The sequence below is a fragment of the Treponema sp. genome (assembly GCF_045641405.1).
GTDB lineage: Bacteria > Spirochaetota > Spirochaetia > Treponematales > Treponemataceae > Treponema_D.
Genome location: NZ_JAZUGX010000037.1, coordinates 16955 through 34441, shown reverse-complemented (window position 1 = coordinate 34441; position 17487 = coordinate 16955). Strand labels below are relative to the sequence as shown.

At 42.2% G+C, this 17487-nt stretch carries 12 protein-coding genes; 6 read left to right on the top strand and 6 right to left on the bottom strand.

Annotated elements, in window-relative coordinates; genetic code table 11:
- Positions 1 to 90: 90 nt before the first annotated feature.
- Positions 91 to 1260, bottom strand: coding sequence for a cation diffusion facilitator family transporter (locus tag ACKI39_RS05475; protein WP_407398430.1), 1170 nt, complete (start codon positions 1258 to 1260; stop codon positions 91 to 93).
- 39 nt (positions 1261 to 1299) lie between these two features.
- On the opposite strand from ACKI39_RS05475, the gene ACKI39_RS05470 reads away from it, so the two are divergent.
- Positions 1300 to 2148, top strand: coding sequence for an alpha/beta hydrolase fold domain-containing protein (locus ACKI39_RS05470; RefSeq protein ID WP_407398428.1), 849 nt, complete (start codon positions 1300 to 1302; stop codon positions 2146 to 2148).
- Here the strand turns inward: ACKI39_RS05470 and ACKI39_RS05465 are convergent.
- A complete protein-coding gene (locus ACKI39_RS05465) occupies positions 2129 to 4372 on the bottom strand; it encodes a patatin-like phospholipase family protein (protein WP_407398426.1) in 2244 nt (747 codons plus the stop codon). The two genes, ACKI39_RS05470 and ACKI39_RS05465, sit on opposite strands and share 20 nt — an antisense overlap.
- A 101-nt stretch (positions 4373 to 4473) precedes the next feature.
- Here ACKI39_RS05465 and ACKI39_RS05460 point away from each other — a divergent pair, with 101 nt between their 5' ends.
- Positions 4474 to 6855, top strand: a complete 2382-nt coding sequence (locus ACKI39_RS05460; protein WP_407398424.1) for a helix-hairpin-helix domain-containing protein — start codon at positions 4474 to 4476, stop codon at positions 6853 to 6855.
- A gap of 321 nt (positions 6856 to 7176) precedes the next feature.
- Here the strand turns inward: ACKI39_RS05460 and ACKI39_RS05455 are convergent, their stop codons facing one another.
- Both ACKI39_RS05455 and ACKI39_RS05450 read right to left on the bottom strand, forming a co-directional pair.
- Positions 7177 to 8571 carry an ATP-binding protein gene (locus ACKI39_RS05455; protein ID WP_407398422.1) on the bottom strand — a complete coding sequence of 465 codons (1395 nt, stop codon included), beginning with the start codon at positions 8569 to 8571 and terminating at the stop codon, positions 7177 to 7179.
- Positions 8572 to 8848: 277 nt separating this feature from the next.
- Positions 8849 to 10603, bottom strand: coding sequence for an ankyrin repeat domain-containing protein (locus ACKI39_RS05450; RefSeq protein WP_407398420.1), 1755 nt, complete (start codon positions 10601 to 10603; stop codon positions 8849 to 8851).
- A gap of 304 nt (positions 10604 to 10907) precedes the next feature.
- On the opposite strand from ACKI39_RS05450, the gene ptsP reads away from it, so the two are divergent.
- The 4 genes from ptsP to ACKI39_RS05430 are packed head-to-tail and all read left to right on the top strand — an operon-like array spanning position 10908 to position 15888.
- Positions 10908 to 12614 carry a phosphoenolpyruvate--protein phosphotransferase gene (gene ptsP / locus ACKI39_RS05445; RefSeq protein ID WP_407398418.1) on the top strand — a complete coding sequence of 569 codons (1707 nt, stop codon included), beginning with the start codon at positions 10908 to 10910 and terminating at the stop codon, positions 12612 to 12614.
- 27 nt (positions 12615 to 12641) lie between these two features.
- On the top strand, positions 12642 to 14207 hold the full coding sequence (gene der, locus ACKI39_RS05440; protein ID WP_407398416.1) for a ribosome biogenesis GTPase Der: 1566 nt from the start codon (positions 12642 to 12644) through the stop codon (positions 14205 to 14207).
- Positions 14207 to 14533, top strand: coding sequence for a MerR family transcriptional regulator (locus tag ACKI39_RS05435; RefSeq protein ID WP_407398414.1), 327 nt, complete (start codon positions 14207 to 14209; stop codon positions 14531 to 14533). The genes der and ACKI39_RS05435 overlap by 1 nt, the downstream gene beginning before the upstream one ends.
- Positions 14533 to 15888 carry a small ribosomal subunit Rsm22 family protein gene (locus tag ACKI39_RS05430; protein ID WP_407398412.1) on the top strand — a complete coding sequence of 452 codons (1356 nt, stop codon included), beginning with the start codon at positions 14533 to 14535 and terminating at the stop codon, positions 15886 to 15888. Before ACKI39_RS05435 ends, ACKI39_RS05430 begins: the two co-directional genes overlap by 1 nt.
- Here the strand turns inward: ACKI39_RS05430 and pdxT are convergent.
- Positions 15875 to 16456, bottom strand: coding sequence for a pyridoxal 5'-phosphate synthase glutaminase subunit PdxT (gene pdxT, locus ACKI39_RS05425; RefSeq protein ID WP_407398410.1), 582 nt, complete (start codon positions 16454 to 16456; stop codon positions 15875 to 15877). The genes ACKI39_RS05430 and pdxT overlap by 14 nt on opposite strands.
- Entirely contained in the window at positions 16453 to 17328 is an 876-nt protein-coding gene (pdxS, locus tag ACKI39_RS05420; protein ID WP_407398408.1) for a pyridoxal 5'-phosphate synthase lyase subunit PdxS, read from the bottom strand. The genes pdxT and pdxS overlap by 4 nt, the downstream gene beginning before the upstream one ends.
- Between the last annotated feature and the right edge of the window lie 159 nt (positions 17329 to 17487).

Here is a 17487-nt window from a genome sequence, read left to right as displayed (position 1 = left end):
GAAATTGTAAAAGACATTTCCGCAGAATGCAATTGATGACACACGACAAAAAGCTTGAGCAGTTTGTCAGCGATGTCATCCTCAGCAATCCTACAAAACGAAGGGAGAATCCACAGTAATTACACTGAAGACGTCATTTTCACGACTGTTGATTGCGGCAAAAAGCTTTTCCTTTAATTCATTTTCATTCAGCCTGCAGTCATGGGGACGAACTATATCAAAGATAAGGTTGGTATGTTTTTCACCAGGCACCATCCTGACATCATGGATAGTAAACCGTCTGTCAATCTTATGGGCCTCTTCCAGAGCAATACTCTTAAGAACCTCAAGCCTTTTGTTGTTCGTGTCGATCGGGTCCATGTGCATGACCACACTGCAGTTGAATTTCTTAGACAAAGCAAATTCCGCGCAGTCGATGACTTCATGAAGGTCAAAAATATTCTGGTCTCCTGGAACTTCTGCATGGAGTGAAATCATCATCCTTCCAGGACCGTAGTCATGGATTAAAAGATCATGGATTCCCACAATCGGATTGAACTTCAAGGCTTCCTTTTCAATCTCATCCACGAATTCCTTTTCTGGCGGAAGTCCAAGAAGAGGATTGATTGTATCCTTGCATGATTCAATTCCACCTTTGAAAATAAAGATAGCAACGACAAGTCCTCCAATGCCGTCAACAGGCAGACTTGTAAAATGTCCTGCAACAACAGAAAGAATTACAACGCTTGTGGAAATCATGTCGCCAAAACTGTCCTTTGCGACAGCCTCCATTGCTGGCGATTTTATTTTCTTTGCAACGCTATGGTTATAGAGGTACATGTAAAGCTTTACTAGGATTGCAGCACCCATTATGCAGATGGAAAATATTCCGCCGTCAACGCGTTCAGGGTGAATTATCGAAACAACAGAGGACTTTACAAGTTCAATTCCCATAAAAAGAATCAGAAAGGAAACGATGAGCCCCGAAATGTATTCAAGTCTTCCATGTCCAAAAGGATGGTCTGCATCAGGTTTTTTTCCCGACAATTTGAAGCCGATCACCGACACAAGGGAAGATGCCGCATCACTCAGGTTGTTGAAGGCATCGGCAAGAATTGCAACGGAATTGGTAATGAGCGCACCTGTAAGTTTTGCCGCAAAAAGAAGCAGATTCAGAAATATCCCAAAGGCGGAACATAGGATTCCATACTGCTGGCGTACTATCGGATTCATGTAATCCTTTCGATTTTTAATGAAAATTCTTGAAAGTAAGTTTATCATATCTACATTATAGACCTTTGCTTCCTAAAGGAGAATGCCATGAAAAAGACAATTGAAATTAAAGCTGAACGCGCACAGTTTGTAACCATGACGGACATTTCATATGCCCAGGTTGACCAATGGTACGGCCACTGCAAGAAGGATCTGAAGCTTGACCTCATCTATCCTGAAGACCACACCAAGAAACGCTATCCATGCATAGTCTGGATTTGCGGAGGAGCCTGGCTTACAATCAACAAATCTGCACACCTTGCATACCTTTCCAAACTTGCCCTTTCAGGTTTTGTCGTTGCAAGCGTAGAATACAGAACAAGCAACGAAGCTTTCTTTCCATCGCAGATTCAGGATGTAAAGGCAGCCATCCGTTACCTTAAGGCAAATGCTGAACGTTATAGAATCAATCCAAAAAAGTTTGGAGTCATGGGAGAATCAGCAGGCGGACATCTTTCTTCACTTGCAGCTCTGACAACGGCAAAGAAATTTGATGTGGGAGATAACCTGAATCAGTCCAGTACAGTCCAGGCGGCTTGTCCATGGTACCCACCTGCAAACTTCAATTCATTTCCTCTTCCACCCGAGGAATATGGAATGGCAGCCCCAGAAAATCTTCTCCTTGGATGTGACCCAAAGAAAAATCCTAAGGCTGTAAAGGAAGCAAACCCAGTGGACTACATCACAAAGAAAGCCCCTCCTTTTCTGATCATCCACGGAAGCGACGACCATACTGTTCCTCATGCCCAGGGAAACGAGCTGCATGATGCCCTTGAAGCAAAGGGCTGCGATGTAACCTTGATTACCATAAAGGATGCAGACCACGCCGACATAAGGTTCTTTCAGGATCAGGTCTGGGATGAAATCATAAATTTCTTTACTTCAGTCCTAAAGTAACCACCCATTTCCTGCTGGTGTTGATGCTGTAGCCGAGGACAAGGTCTCCTATGGGAGTTGAAAAGGCCGCATAGGAACCGACACCCGCTTCAGGCTTTCCGCCAGCAAGGAATTTATTGTCAGGAGCGGCAGTATCGTAGAAAGGATCATAGCTATCGGATACTCCAACCTTGCCCTGTAATATCAGATAGAACGGCATTCCTATGAATGAAAAAATCCTCTGTCTATAGGAAACCTCCGCTATCTGGAAATCCCTTTTCAGCATCCCGAGTGGATATCCGCACATTCCTTCGATTCCACCGTAGTCGTTGTAGCCGATATTGAGTTCATAAGGAAAACGATTCCTGCAAAAGGAAAGTCCAAACCCAATCGATGTATTGTCTTTTTTGAGTTCAAAGCGCTGTTCGTAGGCAAACCGCAAAGAATAGTTCATGTCAAACTCTGGATTCTCGCTGTTGCTTTTACCGTAATAAACCGCCGATTCAACCTGAATGCCCCTGAGCTTCATGAAATTATTGTGAAGGGTTGTGTATATGATCTCATTGTATCCATAGGTGCTTCGGAACCAATGGTCCTGAGAGATCACCATGTCGGCTTCATTTGCCACACCAAGCCTTAAGGTAATCATGTCCGTATACTTGAACCTGAGGCCTAGGTTTCCAATGACACCACGGTCAGAATCAACAAGCCTGTCATTGAAAAAGAAATAGTTCTTTGGCTCAAGACTTCCATATTTAAAATCTCCGCCGATTTCACCGCTTACCTTGAATCCATTTATTGAGGCAACCTTTGGATAGAAAGTCGCATCGGCATGAACGATGTTTCCTGTCGTAACTCGTACCATTGCATCCACAGGATCAACAAGATTTATACCCACGGTGGAAGCAGGGTTGACCGTCACATATTTCTGGGCTGGAAGATTCGTTATGGAAACTGAAGGTGTTCCGCTAAGGAAAATCTTACTCAGCTCCTGATCATAATGGTTTGCCTTGAGGATAAGGTCGTATTCATCTGTTCCTTCAACTTTTTCAACACTGTACGAAAAATTGGAAAGATGATACTGGTTCTTCTTTTCCTTAAGTTCCATGGTAAGCTTATCTTTTGTTTCCCAATCAAGAATCTTGCCTTCAAATTGTTCAAAATCCCTCAATCTAGGTAAAGGTCCATCCTGAGAAAAAGACACATCCTTTATGATTACCTTTCTGATCCTAAGGTCAGGCAACCTGTCGTAATCGCTTACCCTATCATAATCAGGAACACTAATTGGATATCCCTGCTTTGAAAGATTGACCGCAATCTCGTGGAGCTTTTCCTTGTTTTCTTCAACACATTTTTCACCTGCGGCAACTATTTCCAAGGGATGAAAAAAATCAACGGTTCCATATTTTTTCAGATCTGGTTTTAGAACCAGAGTTGCAAGATGATACTGCTCAACAGCATTTGAAGAAATTATGAGGTTGATGATCTGTTCCGTTACGGTCACAAAGTCGGAAAGTGTGTTGGGATCCGTATCAAGAATGCTTGCAACATCCATGGCAATGACAATGTCGGCTCCCATTTCCCTGGCAAGCTGAACAGGAAGATTGTTCCTCAAGCCACCGTCCATGGCAAAGACTCCATTACCCAAGGGAGCAGGAGTAAAAATTCCAGGAAGAGAAATGCTTGCACGGACAGCATCCACCAGCGATCCGCTTTTTAGTACAATCTGCTCTCCTGTGGAAACGTTGGTCGCAATACATCGGAAAGGTATCGAAAGCTTATCAAAATCATCTACATTAAGAACACGGCTAAGATGGTTGCTCAGTTCCATGACGATGTTCTGGTCTCCGATAAGTCCAGGTGCTGAACCTATCCTCTTATTGTTGATTGAAAATGAAAGCGCCGTATCAGAATTGCTTCGTGATGAAAATGCTTCTGGAGGAACACGTTCAAGGGAAACCGGCCGTTCGCCAAGAACCTTAAGATAGTCCATCGAAAGAAGGATTTCCCTTATTTCTTTTGCAGAATAACCAGCGGCATATAGGGAACCGATGAGAGCACCCATGCTGGTACCAAGAATCATGTCAGGCTTGATTCCTTCCCTTTCAAGGGCCTCAAGAAGGGGAATCTCCGCAAGTCCTTTTGCTCCGCCTCCACTCAAAACAAGCGCCACCTTTGGTCTTGCAAAAACGAGGGATGAAAGAATAAGAATTATATATATAGAAAACAACCGTTTTATCTTCATTCCTGTAATATACCACAAATCACAGGCAGTGTCTTTTTTTCCTTTGTCAAGACCTTTGCATTCTTTACGAGGCACTGTTTTTTACATAAAATATTTGACCTATGGAATTTACAAAAGAAACAATTGACGCACTTCAGATCAATGAAGTTGAAATCATGAAAAAGGTTGCTGAGGAACTCAATATCCGTGTTCCACAGGTTAGCGCAGTAATCAGCCTGGTCCAGGAAGGCTGTACCATTCCTTTCATCGCCCGTTACCGCAAGGAAAAGCACGGTTCTCTTGATGAACTTCAGGTTCGTGAAAGCGACCATCTTTTCAATTCTTACAAGGCACTGGAAGAAACCCGCCTTGCAGATGTCCGAAAGGTTTTTGAACAGGGCAAGCTTACAGAAACTTTATACAACGCCTTCATGTCGGCAAAAACCCTTGCAGAGCTTGAAGACCTCTATGCTCCATTCAAGAAAAAGAAGAAGACTCGTGGCATGATCGCCATTGAAAAGGGACTTGAAGCCCTTGCCGATGCAATGTACGAACTTGATGACGCAGCACTCCTTGCAAAGGCGGCAGAATTCGTAAAGACCGACAACGAGGATGCTTCACTCAACGTTGAATCTGCAGAAGATGCAATCGACGGAGCAAAGGACATCGTTGCGGAACGCATTTCACAGGACAGCAAGAACCGCGAGGCTCTCCATGATCTTTACATGTCTACAGGAACAATGGTTACAAAGGGAATCGTTCCAGAAGGTGTTGATCCAGAAAAGGCAGAGCGTGAATCTACATACAAGATGTATTGGGATTATTCTGAACCACTCAACCAGGTAAAGCCACACAGAATCCTTGCCATCAACCGTGCAGAAAAGGAAGGCGCACTCGAAGTTACAATCGATGTTGATGTAGACGCAGCAATCAAGCTCATACAGAAAAAATTCAAGCTCAACAACAAGGCCATGGGAGAAGCAATTGAAGACGGAATCGTTCGTTCTTTGAGCCCAGCCGTTATCCGCGAAATCCGCAGCGACGAATTTGACGAAGCAGACGAACACGGAATCGGTATCTTCAGCGAAAACCTGAAGAACCTCCTCATGACACAGCCAATCAAGGGAAGCCGCGTTCTCGGCATCGACCCTGGTATCCGTACAGGAACAAAGTGTGCAGCCCTCGACGAAACAGGAAAATACCTTGGTTACTTCAAGTTCTTCCAGGTAACGGACCCACAGGACAGCTACAACCAGATCAACAACGCCATAGATAAGTACGACATCCAGGTTGTCGCAGTAGGTAACGGAACAGGAAGTCAGGAAGTTCAGGCAATCGTTACAAAGGTTATCAGCGAAAACTACAAGGACAGCGACGTCGTATTCACAGTCGTAGATGAATCAGGTGCTTCGGTTTATTCCGCATCTGACGTTGCCCGTGAAGAATTCCCTGAGCTTGACCTTACGATCCGCGGTGCCATTTCCATGGGCCGCCGCCTTCAGGACCCTCTTGCAGAGCTCGTTAAGATTGATCCAAAGGCCATTGGTGTTGGACTTTACCAGCACGACGTAAACCAGAAGAAGCTTTCAGACAAGCTCGATGAAGTTGTTGAATCCGTTGTAAACAATGTCGGCGTTAACCTCAACACGGCATCAGCTTACCTCCTCAAGTACGTTTCAGGAATCAACAGTTCCCTTGCAAAGAAAATCGTTGCTTACCGCGATTCAAACGGAAAGATCACAAGCCGCGAAGACCTGCGCAAGGTTCCAGGACTTGGACCAAAGGCATTCGAACAGTGTGCAGGATTCCTTAAGATAGCAGAAAGCGAAGAACCACTGGACAACACCTGGGTTCACCCTGAAAACTATCCTGTTGCAAAGGAAATCCTTCCTCTTGTCCAGAAGAACGAAAAGATCACTGCGGAACTCAAGAAACAGCTTGCAGAAAAATACGGTGTTGGTGAAACAACAGTTGCCGACATTGCGGAAGAGCTTGCAAAACCAAACCGCGACCCTCGTGACGGCTACCCTGCTCCTATCATGCAGAAGGGTGTCGTAAACTTTGAGGACCTTAAGACAGGCATGAAGGTAACGGGAAAGATCAAGAACGTCGTTGACTTTGGTGCCTTCGTAGACATCGGTCTCCACGAGACAGGACTCATCCACGTTTCAGAGCTCAGCGACAGCTTCGTTTCAAACCCAATGGATGTAATCAAGGTCGGTGACGTAAAGGAATTCACAATCATTGACCTGGACATGGACCGCAAGAGAATCAGCCTTTCACTCAAGAGCGATGCCGCAAGCCGCCTTACAGGTGAAAAGGGTTCTTCAACTTCAAGCGGAACTTCAACAGGCAAAAAGCGCATTGTCGTAGTAAAGAAGGGAACTGGAGCAAGTGGTGCAGCAGGTACAAAGCCAGCCGACCGCAAGCCAAGGGAACGCCAGAACTACGGCAGCGACGATGGCTATTCATACAACCCATTTGCCGCTTTGTTAAAGAAATAAAGAAAGCAAAATCATGCTGCAAGAATTGCGAAAGCAATTCTTGTCGGGTCCGCGAAAGCGAATCCCAATTTGCCGCATTGTTGAAAAAATAAAGCAAGCAATTAAAAACAAGGACCTAGGTCAACAAAACCTTCAATGATTTTAGATTTGTTCAGTGTACACTGAACAATGGAATTAATTCATTGGAGGTTTCTTTTAAGCTGGATTGCCTTAGTAGTTGGTGTATTTCTGATTTTAACGTCGTTATTTTAATGGACGATTGATAAAACATAATCACAATTTACATACCGAGGTCGTAAACAATTTCACGACCTCGATTTCTTAGAACAAATCCCCAATCTTATAAAGAATCAGCTGCTTTTTATATTTTTCATCAATTTTTTTATATCCTGATTTAGAAAAGAATCCATACTTGGAACAAATCAGCCCTGTATTGTTCACCTGCTGTATTTCATTCCAAATTAGATTTTTATCCAGTTTTTCATCTTTGAATTTAGCTTCGTAAAAAATGTATGAACCCTCATTTTCTGTAACAATATCGAACTCACCGTTTTTGTGATTCACTGGATCATCGTACCAATATTTTCCTATCCTTTCAAAAGAATCTTCCAGTTCCCCGGAACGATTTTTACGAATCAGAAACTGCCTGCAAATCTGTTCAAATGCCTTTGGCACGTAATGTTCTTCAAAATCCTTCTCAATGAACTTGTCATAAAAAGCATCAGAATCCATTACTGCAAGACGGGAAAGATTTCTGTAAATGTATTTGAAATAAAACAAGGTCAACTGATCAGAAACATAATATCCGGCTTTTTTCTTATTGTTTTCATCATTAATCGGAGACTCTTTTACAACAACATCCATTTTAATAAGCTTATCAAGAACATCAGCCAAAGTTGGCGAACTTGAAACCTGCGACTGTGACAGAATATCCTTAAACCTCACAACACCTTTTGCAAGAGTCTCAAAAACTTCATAGGCATTCTGCATTTTAGAAATTTCCGATTTAAGGTACATCTGAACTTCATTTTCAAATCGACTGTCAGGACTTGCAATCAAATCAATTATATTTTCGCGTACAGATTTTGATGAATCAATAAGCCTGTTATAGTAAGGAATTCCGCCAAAAACTGAATACAGCCGAACTTTATCCGCATCACTAAAATCTTTATAGAACAAAGACGAATCATAATAATCCATAGCCTTAAGATTCATGATCAGATCAAAGCGACCATAAAGGGGATTTTCTTCGGAAAGCAAAGACTTCATTGTTTCTACATAGGAACCGCAAAGTATCAGCTTTAATTTTGATTTTGACTTGTTGTTGTCAATTAGAGACTGAATTATGCTATCAAGTCCATCAACCACTTTCCTGATATATGGATATTCGTCAATTACTACAATCAATTCCTTTTGTTCAGCTTGCCTATAAAGAAACGAAAGTGTCGATTCAAAGGAACCCAAAGCCAACGGAGGAAGTCCAAAAGTTTCTGCTATGATTTCTGAAAATGACCCAACGTTATTAGATTCTGAGGTTTCCTTGCATTCATAATAGATTGAAGTTTTGCCGTTTCCTTTTAGGCAGTGCTTGATCAATTCAGTTTTACCCACACGGCGCCGGCCATAGACTAAAGCCGCTTTATTTCTATCTGAACTTAAAAACTTTTCGATAGATTTGACCTGTTCTTTTCTTCCTAAAAATGAATCTTCTTCCATAACCTGAACCTCTATTTTTACTCGAACAAAACCGAGTCGATTCTTTCCGAGTAAAATAATAACCCCAAAAGGAACTGTACGTCAATAAAATATGAATGACCAACAGAATCATCAACATTGGAAATTGAAAAGAAATAAGGTAAAAAAATCCGCTTTCATAAAAAAATATGGAAGCAGATTTTTTTTGCCTGCATGCATTTAAAAACATGGGGTCTGTCCCCCATGTCACAAGTGGCATTAAGAAAACCAAGAGTGTTGACGATTAAGCCAGAAAAGTCTATTCCGACAAAGAATAATGATAAGACCCCTTATCACGGACATAAATTGACGTACACTCAACAAGTTCGCCGTATGCATTATAATCATCGAAGATATAGTAAAGCATAGACATGTCCTTACCATTTTTACACTGAAGTATTCCACTGTTGTTTACAAAAGAAAAACTTTCGTAAAAGTTGTCACCATCAATAAGATAAACATGATTCCCCTGCATGTAAGAATCATCATAGTCATACATGAATTGATAACTGAAAACACCAAGTTCTTTGCCGTCAACAAGCCCGAGTTTATCATAGCTGATGTAATTGCCTGGATTTTCAAAAAGAGTATGTTCACCGGTGGAGTCAATGAACCTCTTCTTGTTTCCGGTTTTAAGATCGTAGAATTCATAGTAATCCGTCATTTCATTCTGTTTGCGCTTTATAATTACATTGAAAAAACTTTCTGTATTTGCGGCACCTTTAGTGATGGTGATGGCATTATTTGAAATGCAGTCTCCGGAAAGTATGCCTGTGCTGTTTGATTCTGAATTTAAGCTTTCAACAAGATAGTAATTGTAGGAAGTGTCATCAATTGTTTTTTTATATTGATCATCGAACATCTCAAGAATTGCAATAGATTCAGACGGAGACAGCGAAACCATTTCGCCCGTTACAGTTACAAGCTCACAGTTTTTTATTACTCTGTTAAGCCATATGCTTGTGTCCATTTTCAGCGGAATATTATTCTGGATGTAAATGATTTTACCTGAATCCAAATCTCCATCATAATTTTCTGAATCGGATTTTGAAATCTCTTTTATCAAAGCCTCATATTCCTTCAGCTCAAAGGAATTCATCATGTGTTTTTTTACGCTGGAATTTTTTGATTCATCCGCCATCTGCAATGCTGATTTACCCTTAGCATCTGTCCTATTCTTATCTGCATGCTGTTTAAGAAGATAATCAATTGCATCGGTATTTTCATTGACAACAGCTTCCATAAGAGGAGTCTTTCCATCATCAAGAGTAAAGTCTACACCAAGTGAAGTTATCAGAACGTTTGTTTCCCATTCAACTTCCCTGCCATTATGATATTTTTCAAAATCTGTAAAATCTTTCTTATAAAGATGGGGAATTATTTCCAGCGGATTTATTCTAATTGTATCTAGTGTTTCATTTTCAAGAATGATTCTGTACTGCCTTAAAAGAAACCGGTATGCCATATAGTTTAGCCCGGGATTGTTTTCTGCCACGGCTCTTTTTATCAGACGCTCGGAAAATGAATTTAGGTAATTTATATCATCCAGAGTCAATTTCCCAGGAATATACAAGTTGAAATCCTTTACATAATTCCAGACGGGTTTAATATCATCAAAAACAATATCGCAGACTTTAAGGTCAAAAGCAATGAATTCCAGTGGAATCCAGCTTTTCAGACCGGAATCTTTTACCTCCACAAAAGCAAATGGCCTGATTTCATAACCTTTGGTGCTTAAATCAATATCCTCAGTAACGAAATCAAGAATCAAAAGCTCTTTACCATATTCAAGCTGGAATTTTTCACCGTTATCATCAAGAACATTTCCGCTTCCAAAGTTTGGTTCCATGTAAAGGGATGCATTGTCACAGGCTCTTGCACTAAGCCCAATAAGCGGAGATTTTATCACGGTTTCGCTTTCCGGTTGTGGTAATAATTTCACCTCTGCTTTTTTTACGCAACCAGAAAACAAAAGATCTATAGCAATGATGATGGAAATATTTTTAACTTTCATAAAATATTTATTTTGATCTCCTGTATGTGTTTTTTTTTCTTTTGTAATGCCAACAATGGCCAAAACTTGATGAAAGCACTATAAGTTTAGTTTATAAAAAAGTATCTTATGGTACAATGTAATAATTGGGAGCTGATGATGAAAACAGTAACTTTAGGTTCACCAGGAATTACTTCGCCACAGAATGCTTTCGGAGCACTTTCAACTCAGCGTGATGATTTTGATATGGCAACAAAGATACTTCTGAAAATCTTCTTTATCTACCCCATTTGTATTTTTTCTCAATTCCTACTATTATGTTAGAATGAACGTTGTACTTGGTTCACCAGCAGCGCCTGGTATTGGAATCGGAAAAGCTTTTATTCTTCCTGAAGAGCAGGAACGAATCATCCCAAAACGCAAGATTTCTCAAGAAGAAGTTGAACCTGAATGGAAGCGATTTACTAATGCCTGCAAGGATGTTCAGAACGAACTTAATTCCCATATCCAGGATGAAAAAATCAGTAAGGACCAGCACGATGTACTCGAAACCTACCTTATGATGATCCAGGACCCCGTGTTCATTACTGAACTCAAGGCCTACATGGACAAGGAACTTTTCAACATAGAATTTTCCATCAACCTTAAGGTAGCCGATTATGCAGACATGCTTCGCAACAGCGGTAACGAATATCTTGCTGAACGTGCGCAGGATATTGAAGATGTCTTTAACCGCGTAATCGATGTTCTTCTTGACTATCACAGCTTTGACATTGAACAAATTCCGGATGATTCGGTCATCATCGGAAGAACAATGAAGACAAGCGACACCATAATCCTGAGCAAAAGAAAAATTGCAGGTCTTGCCCTTACGGAAGGAAGCAGCGCCTGCCATGTTGCAATCCTTGCAAAAAGCTATGGAATCCCGGTTGTAGTTGCCATCGACAACGCAGCCCACATTGCAAGTCAGGGTGACACAGTAATCGTTGACGGAAACATAGGCGAAGTAATAGTTCAGCCTGACATTGCTACAATCACAAGCACAAATACAAAAATCCTTGCAGAAGAAAAATACAGGGAACAGCTTAAAAAATACAAGGATGTCCCATGTAAAACTGAAGACGGAACTGAAATAAAGCTCTATGCAAACATCGGTACTCCAGATGAGGCAAGGACTGCCCTTGAAAACGGTGCGGATGGAATCGGCCTTTTCAGAACTGAATTCCTCTTTATGGATGCCGCCCAAAAGACAAGCAAGGAAACAGGTGCCTATTCAAATTCAATGAGCGAAGAAGCCCAGTTCCAGGCATATAAGCAGGTCCTTGAGACAATGGGCGATAAACCTGTCACCATCAGAACTCTGGATGTAGGTGGAGACAAGCTTGTTGACTCTGCGGAATTCCCAAACGTTCAGGAAAAGAATCCTCTCATGGGACTTCGTGCAATCCGCATGTCTCTTTATTGCCCTGCTGTTTTCAGAACGCAGCTTAGGGCACTTTACCGTGCAAGCGTATACGGCAATCTCCGCATCCTTCTCCCTCTCATCACCGATGTAAGTCAGGTTGAGACTGCTCTCGGAATCGCAAGGGGAATTCGTTCATCCCTTGAAGAAGACGGAATTCCATTCAACCCTGATGTTCCAATCGGCATCATGATCGAGACGGCAGCCGCCGCAATCTGTGCAGATGTTCTTGCACCTCACGCAAAATTCTTTTCACTTGGAACCAACGACCTTACTCAGTATATTCTTGGAATCGACCGAGAAAACAAGGCCGTCAATCCTCTTTACAACGAGTTCAGCCTTGCGGTTTTAAGAATGATAAAGAGCACGATTTTCAACGCAAATAAATTCAGCCTTCCACTTTCAGTGTGTGGAGAAATGGCAGGAAACAAGGAAAGTGCCATCATCCTTACGGGCATGGGAATCAGAAGCCTCAGCATGGCTCCATCCCACATCCCTGTCATAAAGGAAACACTTTCTCACTTCTCGATTTCTGAACTTGAAAACCTTTCAAACCGTTCAGTTCAGTAAAAGACAGGCAAAGACAAAAGGAATAAAATGAAAAAACAGAAGAAAGCAAAACCGGATTTTTCAAAACCAAAGCCGGTACAGGCTGTTGTAGAAGCAGAAGAAACCGTAGAGCAGCCTCAGGAAGAAAAAACAGAAAAAAAAGCTAAGACTGATGACGAAATCAGAAGCCAGAGAAAATCTCACACAGACAAATTCTATCCAGACAAGGTATACAACAACCTGCCTCTCATCGTAATTGCAGGTCGTCCAAATGTCGGTAAATCAACTCTCTTCAATGCACTTACACATACAAAGCGCGCAATTACTGATCCTACTCCAGGCGTTACCCGTGACCCTGTTGAAGGAACCTGCTTCCTTGACGGGAAACCAGTTCACCTTATGGATACAGGTGGATACAAACTTACCCGTGACTTAAAGAGCCGTGAAAGTGAGATGGATGACCTTGTAGTTGAAAAGACAATTGAGATGATCGACAGGGCAGACAGAATTCTCCTTCTCCTTGATGCAACTGAAATCACCGGTGAAGATGAAGAACTCATCCAGCGCCTACGTCCGTATTCTGAAAAGCTTATTGCGGCCGTAAACAAAACTGAAGGTGGTAGAAACGAGCACCTTGCTTACAACTACATGCAATTTGGTTTCAAGGAAATCTCATTGATTTCTGCAAGCCACGGTGACGGACTTTCAGCACTTCAGAAAAAAATGGTTGAAGGTCTGGACTTTAGCAATGTAACTGAAGGTGAGGATGAAGACCGTCCAATCCGCATTGCAATCCTCGGAAAACCAAATGTTGGAAAATCAACATTGAGCAATGCCCTTACTCATACGGAAGCTTCAATTGTTTCTGACTATGCAGGAACTACCCGTGATGTTGTTGAAGGAAGTTTCCGATACAATGGTCGCGACATCCAGATTCTTGATACAGCTGGAATCAGGCGCAAGAAGAAGGTTACAGAAAATGTTGAATACTATTCTGTTAACCGTGCCATCAAGACCCTGGACGAATGCGACATTGCCTTCATCATGATCGATGCAAAGGAAGGCCTTGCCGAACAGGACAAGAAAATTACAGCCCTTGCTTTTGAACGTGGCCGTGGCGTAATCTTCATTCTGAACAAATGGGATCTTCTTGAAGACCAGAGCAACAAGGCAATCCGCGAAACAAAGGACTGGATCCAGACAATGTTCGGACAGATGAACTGGGCTCCAATCGTAACCATGAGCGCAAAAAATCATGACGGCCTTAAGAACCTGATGAACACTGCCCTTGAAATCTACAGCCAGCTTACACGCAAGGTGGACACAGCCGCAATCAATATGGCACTCAGGGACTGGCTTGCAAACTATCCGCCTCCAGCAACAAAGGCTATCCACTTTAAGATCCGCTACATTACTCAGACAAGCGTGAACCCTGTAAACTTCTTGATTTTTGCTACACGCCCTGACAATGTTCCGCTTACCTATGTTTCATATCTTAAAAACAGAATCCGCGAAGACCTTGGATTTGACCAGATTCCGGTTCAGATTGAAATGAAGGCTAGCCGCCAGAAGTGGGAAAAGCGCGAAGAAGAACGCAACCAGCAGGACAAATAGTGGCTCAGTATTCTATCGGACAGATTGAAAAAATCTCTGGCGTAAAATCTCACATTCTCCGTTATTGGGAAGAAGTGATTCCAAGCATTACGCCTAAAAAAGAAATGTCCGGCAGAAGAGTCTATTCCCACAAAGATCTTGAGATAATCCTGCGATTGAAATATCTCATCTACACCAGAAAATTCACCATTGAAGGTGCACGCAACCAGATTATCCAGGATGCCCAGAACGTTCAGAAAAATCCTGATGCCGTAATGGCAATCCGTGAAATCCGTGCAGATCTAAGCGAACTGTATTTTACATTGCAATCATTAAGGAAACAGTAATGGCAGAAAAAATTGAATTGAAGTGGTATGAAAAAAAGCAGGGAATCCACATCAAGCAGAAAATCACTGCGGAACAGAAAAAAATAGATGCCGATGAAAAACAGCGCAGAAAGATTGAAGAAAAGAACAATTCCGAAAAACAGCAGAAACAGAAAAAAGAAAAGATAGAAAGAATCCAGAAACAGCAGAAGAAAAACTTTACTGCTGAAAGGATTTCATCCCTTTTTGACCCGACTGGAATTCCAAAAGATGCGGCTTCAATCATAGAAAAATTCGACGACATAGTGTCTTCCACACATCCTTTGAATTCAAAGCAGCGTGCACTTTTACCTCAGCAGATAGCAGCCCTAAGCCATAACCTTACGGACCAGCGCGGAGAACGCCGCATGGGATACATGAACGAAACAACCGCCTTGAGCGCATATGTTCATTATTTCCTCTGGTGGAACCTTGTTCGCCTTGTAAAACTTTTTTCAAACCTGGACAAATCTTTTTTTGATTTTAAGGAAGAATGTACTTTCGTTGATATCGGAAGCGGTCCTTTGACAGTTCCAATTGCACTTCTCCTTGCCAGACCGGAACTCAGGAAAAAGAATGTTACTTTCTACTGCCTTGACATTTCGCAGCAGGCACTTTCTTTTGGCGAAGACATTTTCCTTTCCGTTGCAGCACGCCTTGAAACTACTTCATGGAAAATCATCCGCGTAAAGGGAACCCTCGATTCATCAGTAAAGGACAAGGCAGATTTGGTAACCTGCGCCAACATGCTCAACGAGCTTCACGACGACGCAGACATGCCTCCTGACTTCCTTGCAAAAAAATATACTGACCGTTTGATTTCTTTTGTTGATGCAAAAAATACAAAGGCAAGAATTCTTTCGATAGAACCTGGCGACCCAAGGTCTGCAAGACTTGTAAGCCTCATGCGCGATGCCTTCATCAGAAAGAATTTCATTCCGGTTGCTCCATGCTGCCACTCGGAAACCTGTCCAATGGACGGAAAGAAAGGCGGCAAGTGGTGCAACTTTGCATTCGCCGCAGACAATGCCCCTGCAGACCTAAAACGCATTTCAGAAAAAGCCGACCTTGCAAAGGAAAGGGCAGTTCTTTCCTTTGTTGCCGTAGAACGTGGAGAACAGAAAGAAGAAAACCCATCCTTCATCACCATGAGAATCGCAAGTGATCCGATTAGACTTCCAGGTCACAGAACAGGTTACTATGCATGTTCTTCAAAAGGACTTCTTCTTGCCGTTACAAACCAGAAACTTTTCAGCGGAGAATTGATAAAAGTACCTGCACCAAGAAGACCAATGCCAACGGACACTAAATCTGGTGCGCTGATCATTGACCTTTAGAAAAGTTCCTGCACTTCTGCAAAAAGTATTCTAGGACTCTTGTATCTTCTCCCAGTTCTGGATGGAAGGAAATGCCCATTTGATTTTTGTATTCAACGGCAACAATTTTTTCATCCACTCTTGAAAGAACCTTCACATCCTCTCCAATTGCAGTGATTACAGGAGCCCTGATGAAAGTCATCTCGACATCACAAAGAAAACCAAAAGCCGACGTAGTCCTAAAGCTTCCCAGTTGTCTTCCGTAAGCATTCCGTTCAACAGTCACGGGAAGTGTCTGAAAATGTCTTGCTTCATCATTGCTTATGTTGCGGCTCAAAAGAATCAAACCTGCGCAGGTACCAAGAACTGGAAGCCCGCCTTCAATCAATTCTTTCAGCTGGTCAAACATTCCAAGTTCCTTTATCAGTTTACCTTGAACCGTACTTTCACCACCGGGAAGAATGAGGCCGTCCAGATTGCTTATGTCATTTTTATTTCTAAGCTCAACAACCTGACAGCCTAGTTTTTCAACCATCTTCTCGTGTTCAATGAAAGCCCCCTGAACAGCAAGAACACCTATCGTCATCATCTGCCCCTTTCTTCCATAATCAATTTGATTTCATTTTCATTTATGCCAACCATTGCTTCACCCAGATCTTCCGAAAGTTCTGCAATAAGTTTTGCATCCCTATAATTCGTAACGGCCTTAACGATTGCTGCAGCACGCTTTTCAGGATTGCCAGATTTAAAAATTCCTGAGCCTACAAAAACCCCTTCTGCACCAAGCTGCATCATCAAGGCAGCATCAGCTGGAGTTGCAACCCCACCCGCAGCAAAATTCACTACTGGAAGTTTTTTATTTTCGTGTACATACAGAACAAGTTCATAAGGCACCTGAAGATTTTTGGCAGCTTCAAACAGTTCATCCTCCCTCATGGAAGAAATCCTTGCAATTTCGGAATTCATTTTCCTCATGTGTCTGACGGCCTGAACAATGTCGCCAGTTCCAGGTTCACCTTTCGTTCTGATCATGGAAGCACCCTCGTTAATTCTGCGCAAAGCTTCTCCAAGATCTCTTGCACCACAAACAAAAGGAACCTTGAAATCCTTTTTGACGATATGGTAGACATCATCTGCTGGAGAAAGAACTTCAGACTCATCTATGTAATCAATTTCAATTGCTTCAAGAATCTGGGCTTCAACAAAATGTCCAATGCGGCACTTTGCCATAACAGGAATTGAAACTGCTTCTTGAATTCCCCTGATCATTTTTGGATCGCTCATTCTTGAAATTCCGCCTGCAGCCCTGATGTCGGCAGGAATCCTTTCCAAAGCCATTACAGCACAAGCCCCTGCCTTTTCTGCAATCCTTGCCTGCTCTGGTGTCGTAACATCCATAATCACTCCGCCTTTCAGCATCTGTGCAAGACCCTTGTTCAAATCGAATTGTGTATCCTTCATTCTGTTCACCTCTCTAAAAAAGGCTATGTCCGAAATTGTGTTGCTGCGCCGATTGAGCTCGTCGAAATCAAGCACACTAAACTAAATAATCGGTAGTTTCGACTGGCTCAACCACCGCATCCAGTATAGCAACACTTTATGCTGACATACCCTTAAAAA

What these genes read in the sequence shown, in the direction of transcription:
- ACKI39_RS05455 (WP_407398422.1), bottom strand. Translation starts at nt 8,571, where the DNA reads ATGGAAGAAGATTCATTTTTAGGAAGAAAAGAACAGGTCAAATCTATC.
- pdxS (WP_407398408.1), bottom strand. Translation starts at nt 17,328, where the DNA reads ATGAAGGATACACAATTCGATTTGAACAAGGGTCTTGCACAGATGCTG.
- ACKI39_RS05465 (WP_407398426.1), bottom strand. Translation starts at nt 4,372, where the DNA reads ATGAAGATAAAACGGTTGTTTTCTATATATATAATTCTTATTCTTTCA.
- ACKI39_RS05450 (WP_407398420.1), bottom strand. Translation starts at nt 10,603, where the DNA reads ATGAAAGTTAAAAATATTTCCATCATCATTGCTATAGATCTTTTGTTT.
- der (WP_407398416.1), top strand. Translation starts at nt 12,642, where the DNA reads ATGAAAAAACAGAAGAAAGCAAAACCGGATTTTTCAAAACCAAAGCCG.
- ACKI39_RS05460 (WP_407398424.1), top strand. Translation starts at nt 4,474, where the DNA reads ATGGAATTTACAAAAGAAACAATTGACGCACTTCAGATCAATGAAGTT.
- ACKI39_RS05430 (WP_407398412.1), top strand. Translation starts at nt 14,533, where the DNA reads ATGGCAGAAAAAATTGAATTGAAGTGGTATGAAAAAAAGCAGGGAATC.
- pdxT (WP_407398410.1), bottom strand. Translation starts at nt 16,456, where the DNA reads ATGATGACGATAGGTGTTCTTGCTGTTCAGGGGGCTTTCATTGAACAC.
- ptsP (WP_407398418.1), top strand. Translation starts at nt 10,908, where the DNA reads ATGAACGTTGTACTTGGTTCACCAGCAGCGCCTGGTATTGGAATCGGA.
- ACKI39_RS05470 (WP_407398428.1), top strand. Translation starts at nt 1,300, where the DNA reads ATGAAAAAGACAATTGAAATTAAAGCTGAACGCGCACAGTTTGTAACC.
- ACKI39_RS05475 (WP_407398430.1), bottom strand. Translation starts at nt 1,260, where the DNA reads ATGATAAACTTACTTTCAAGAATTTTCATTAAAAATCGAAAGGATTAC.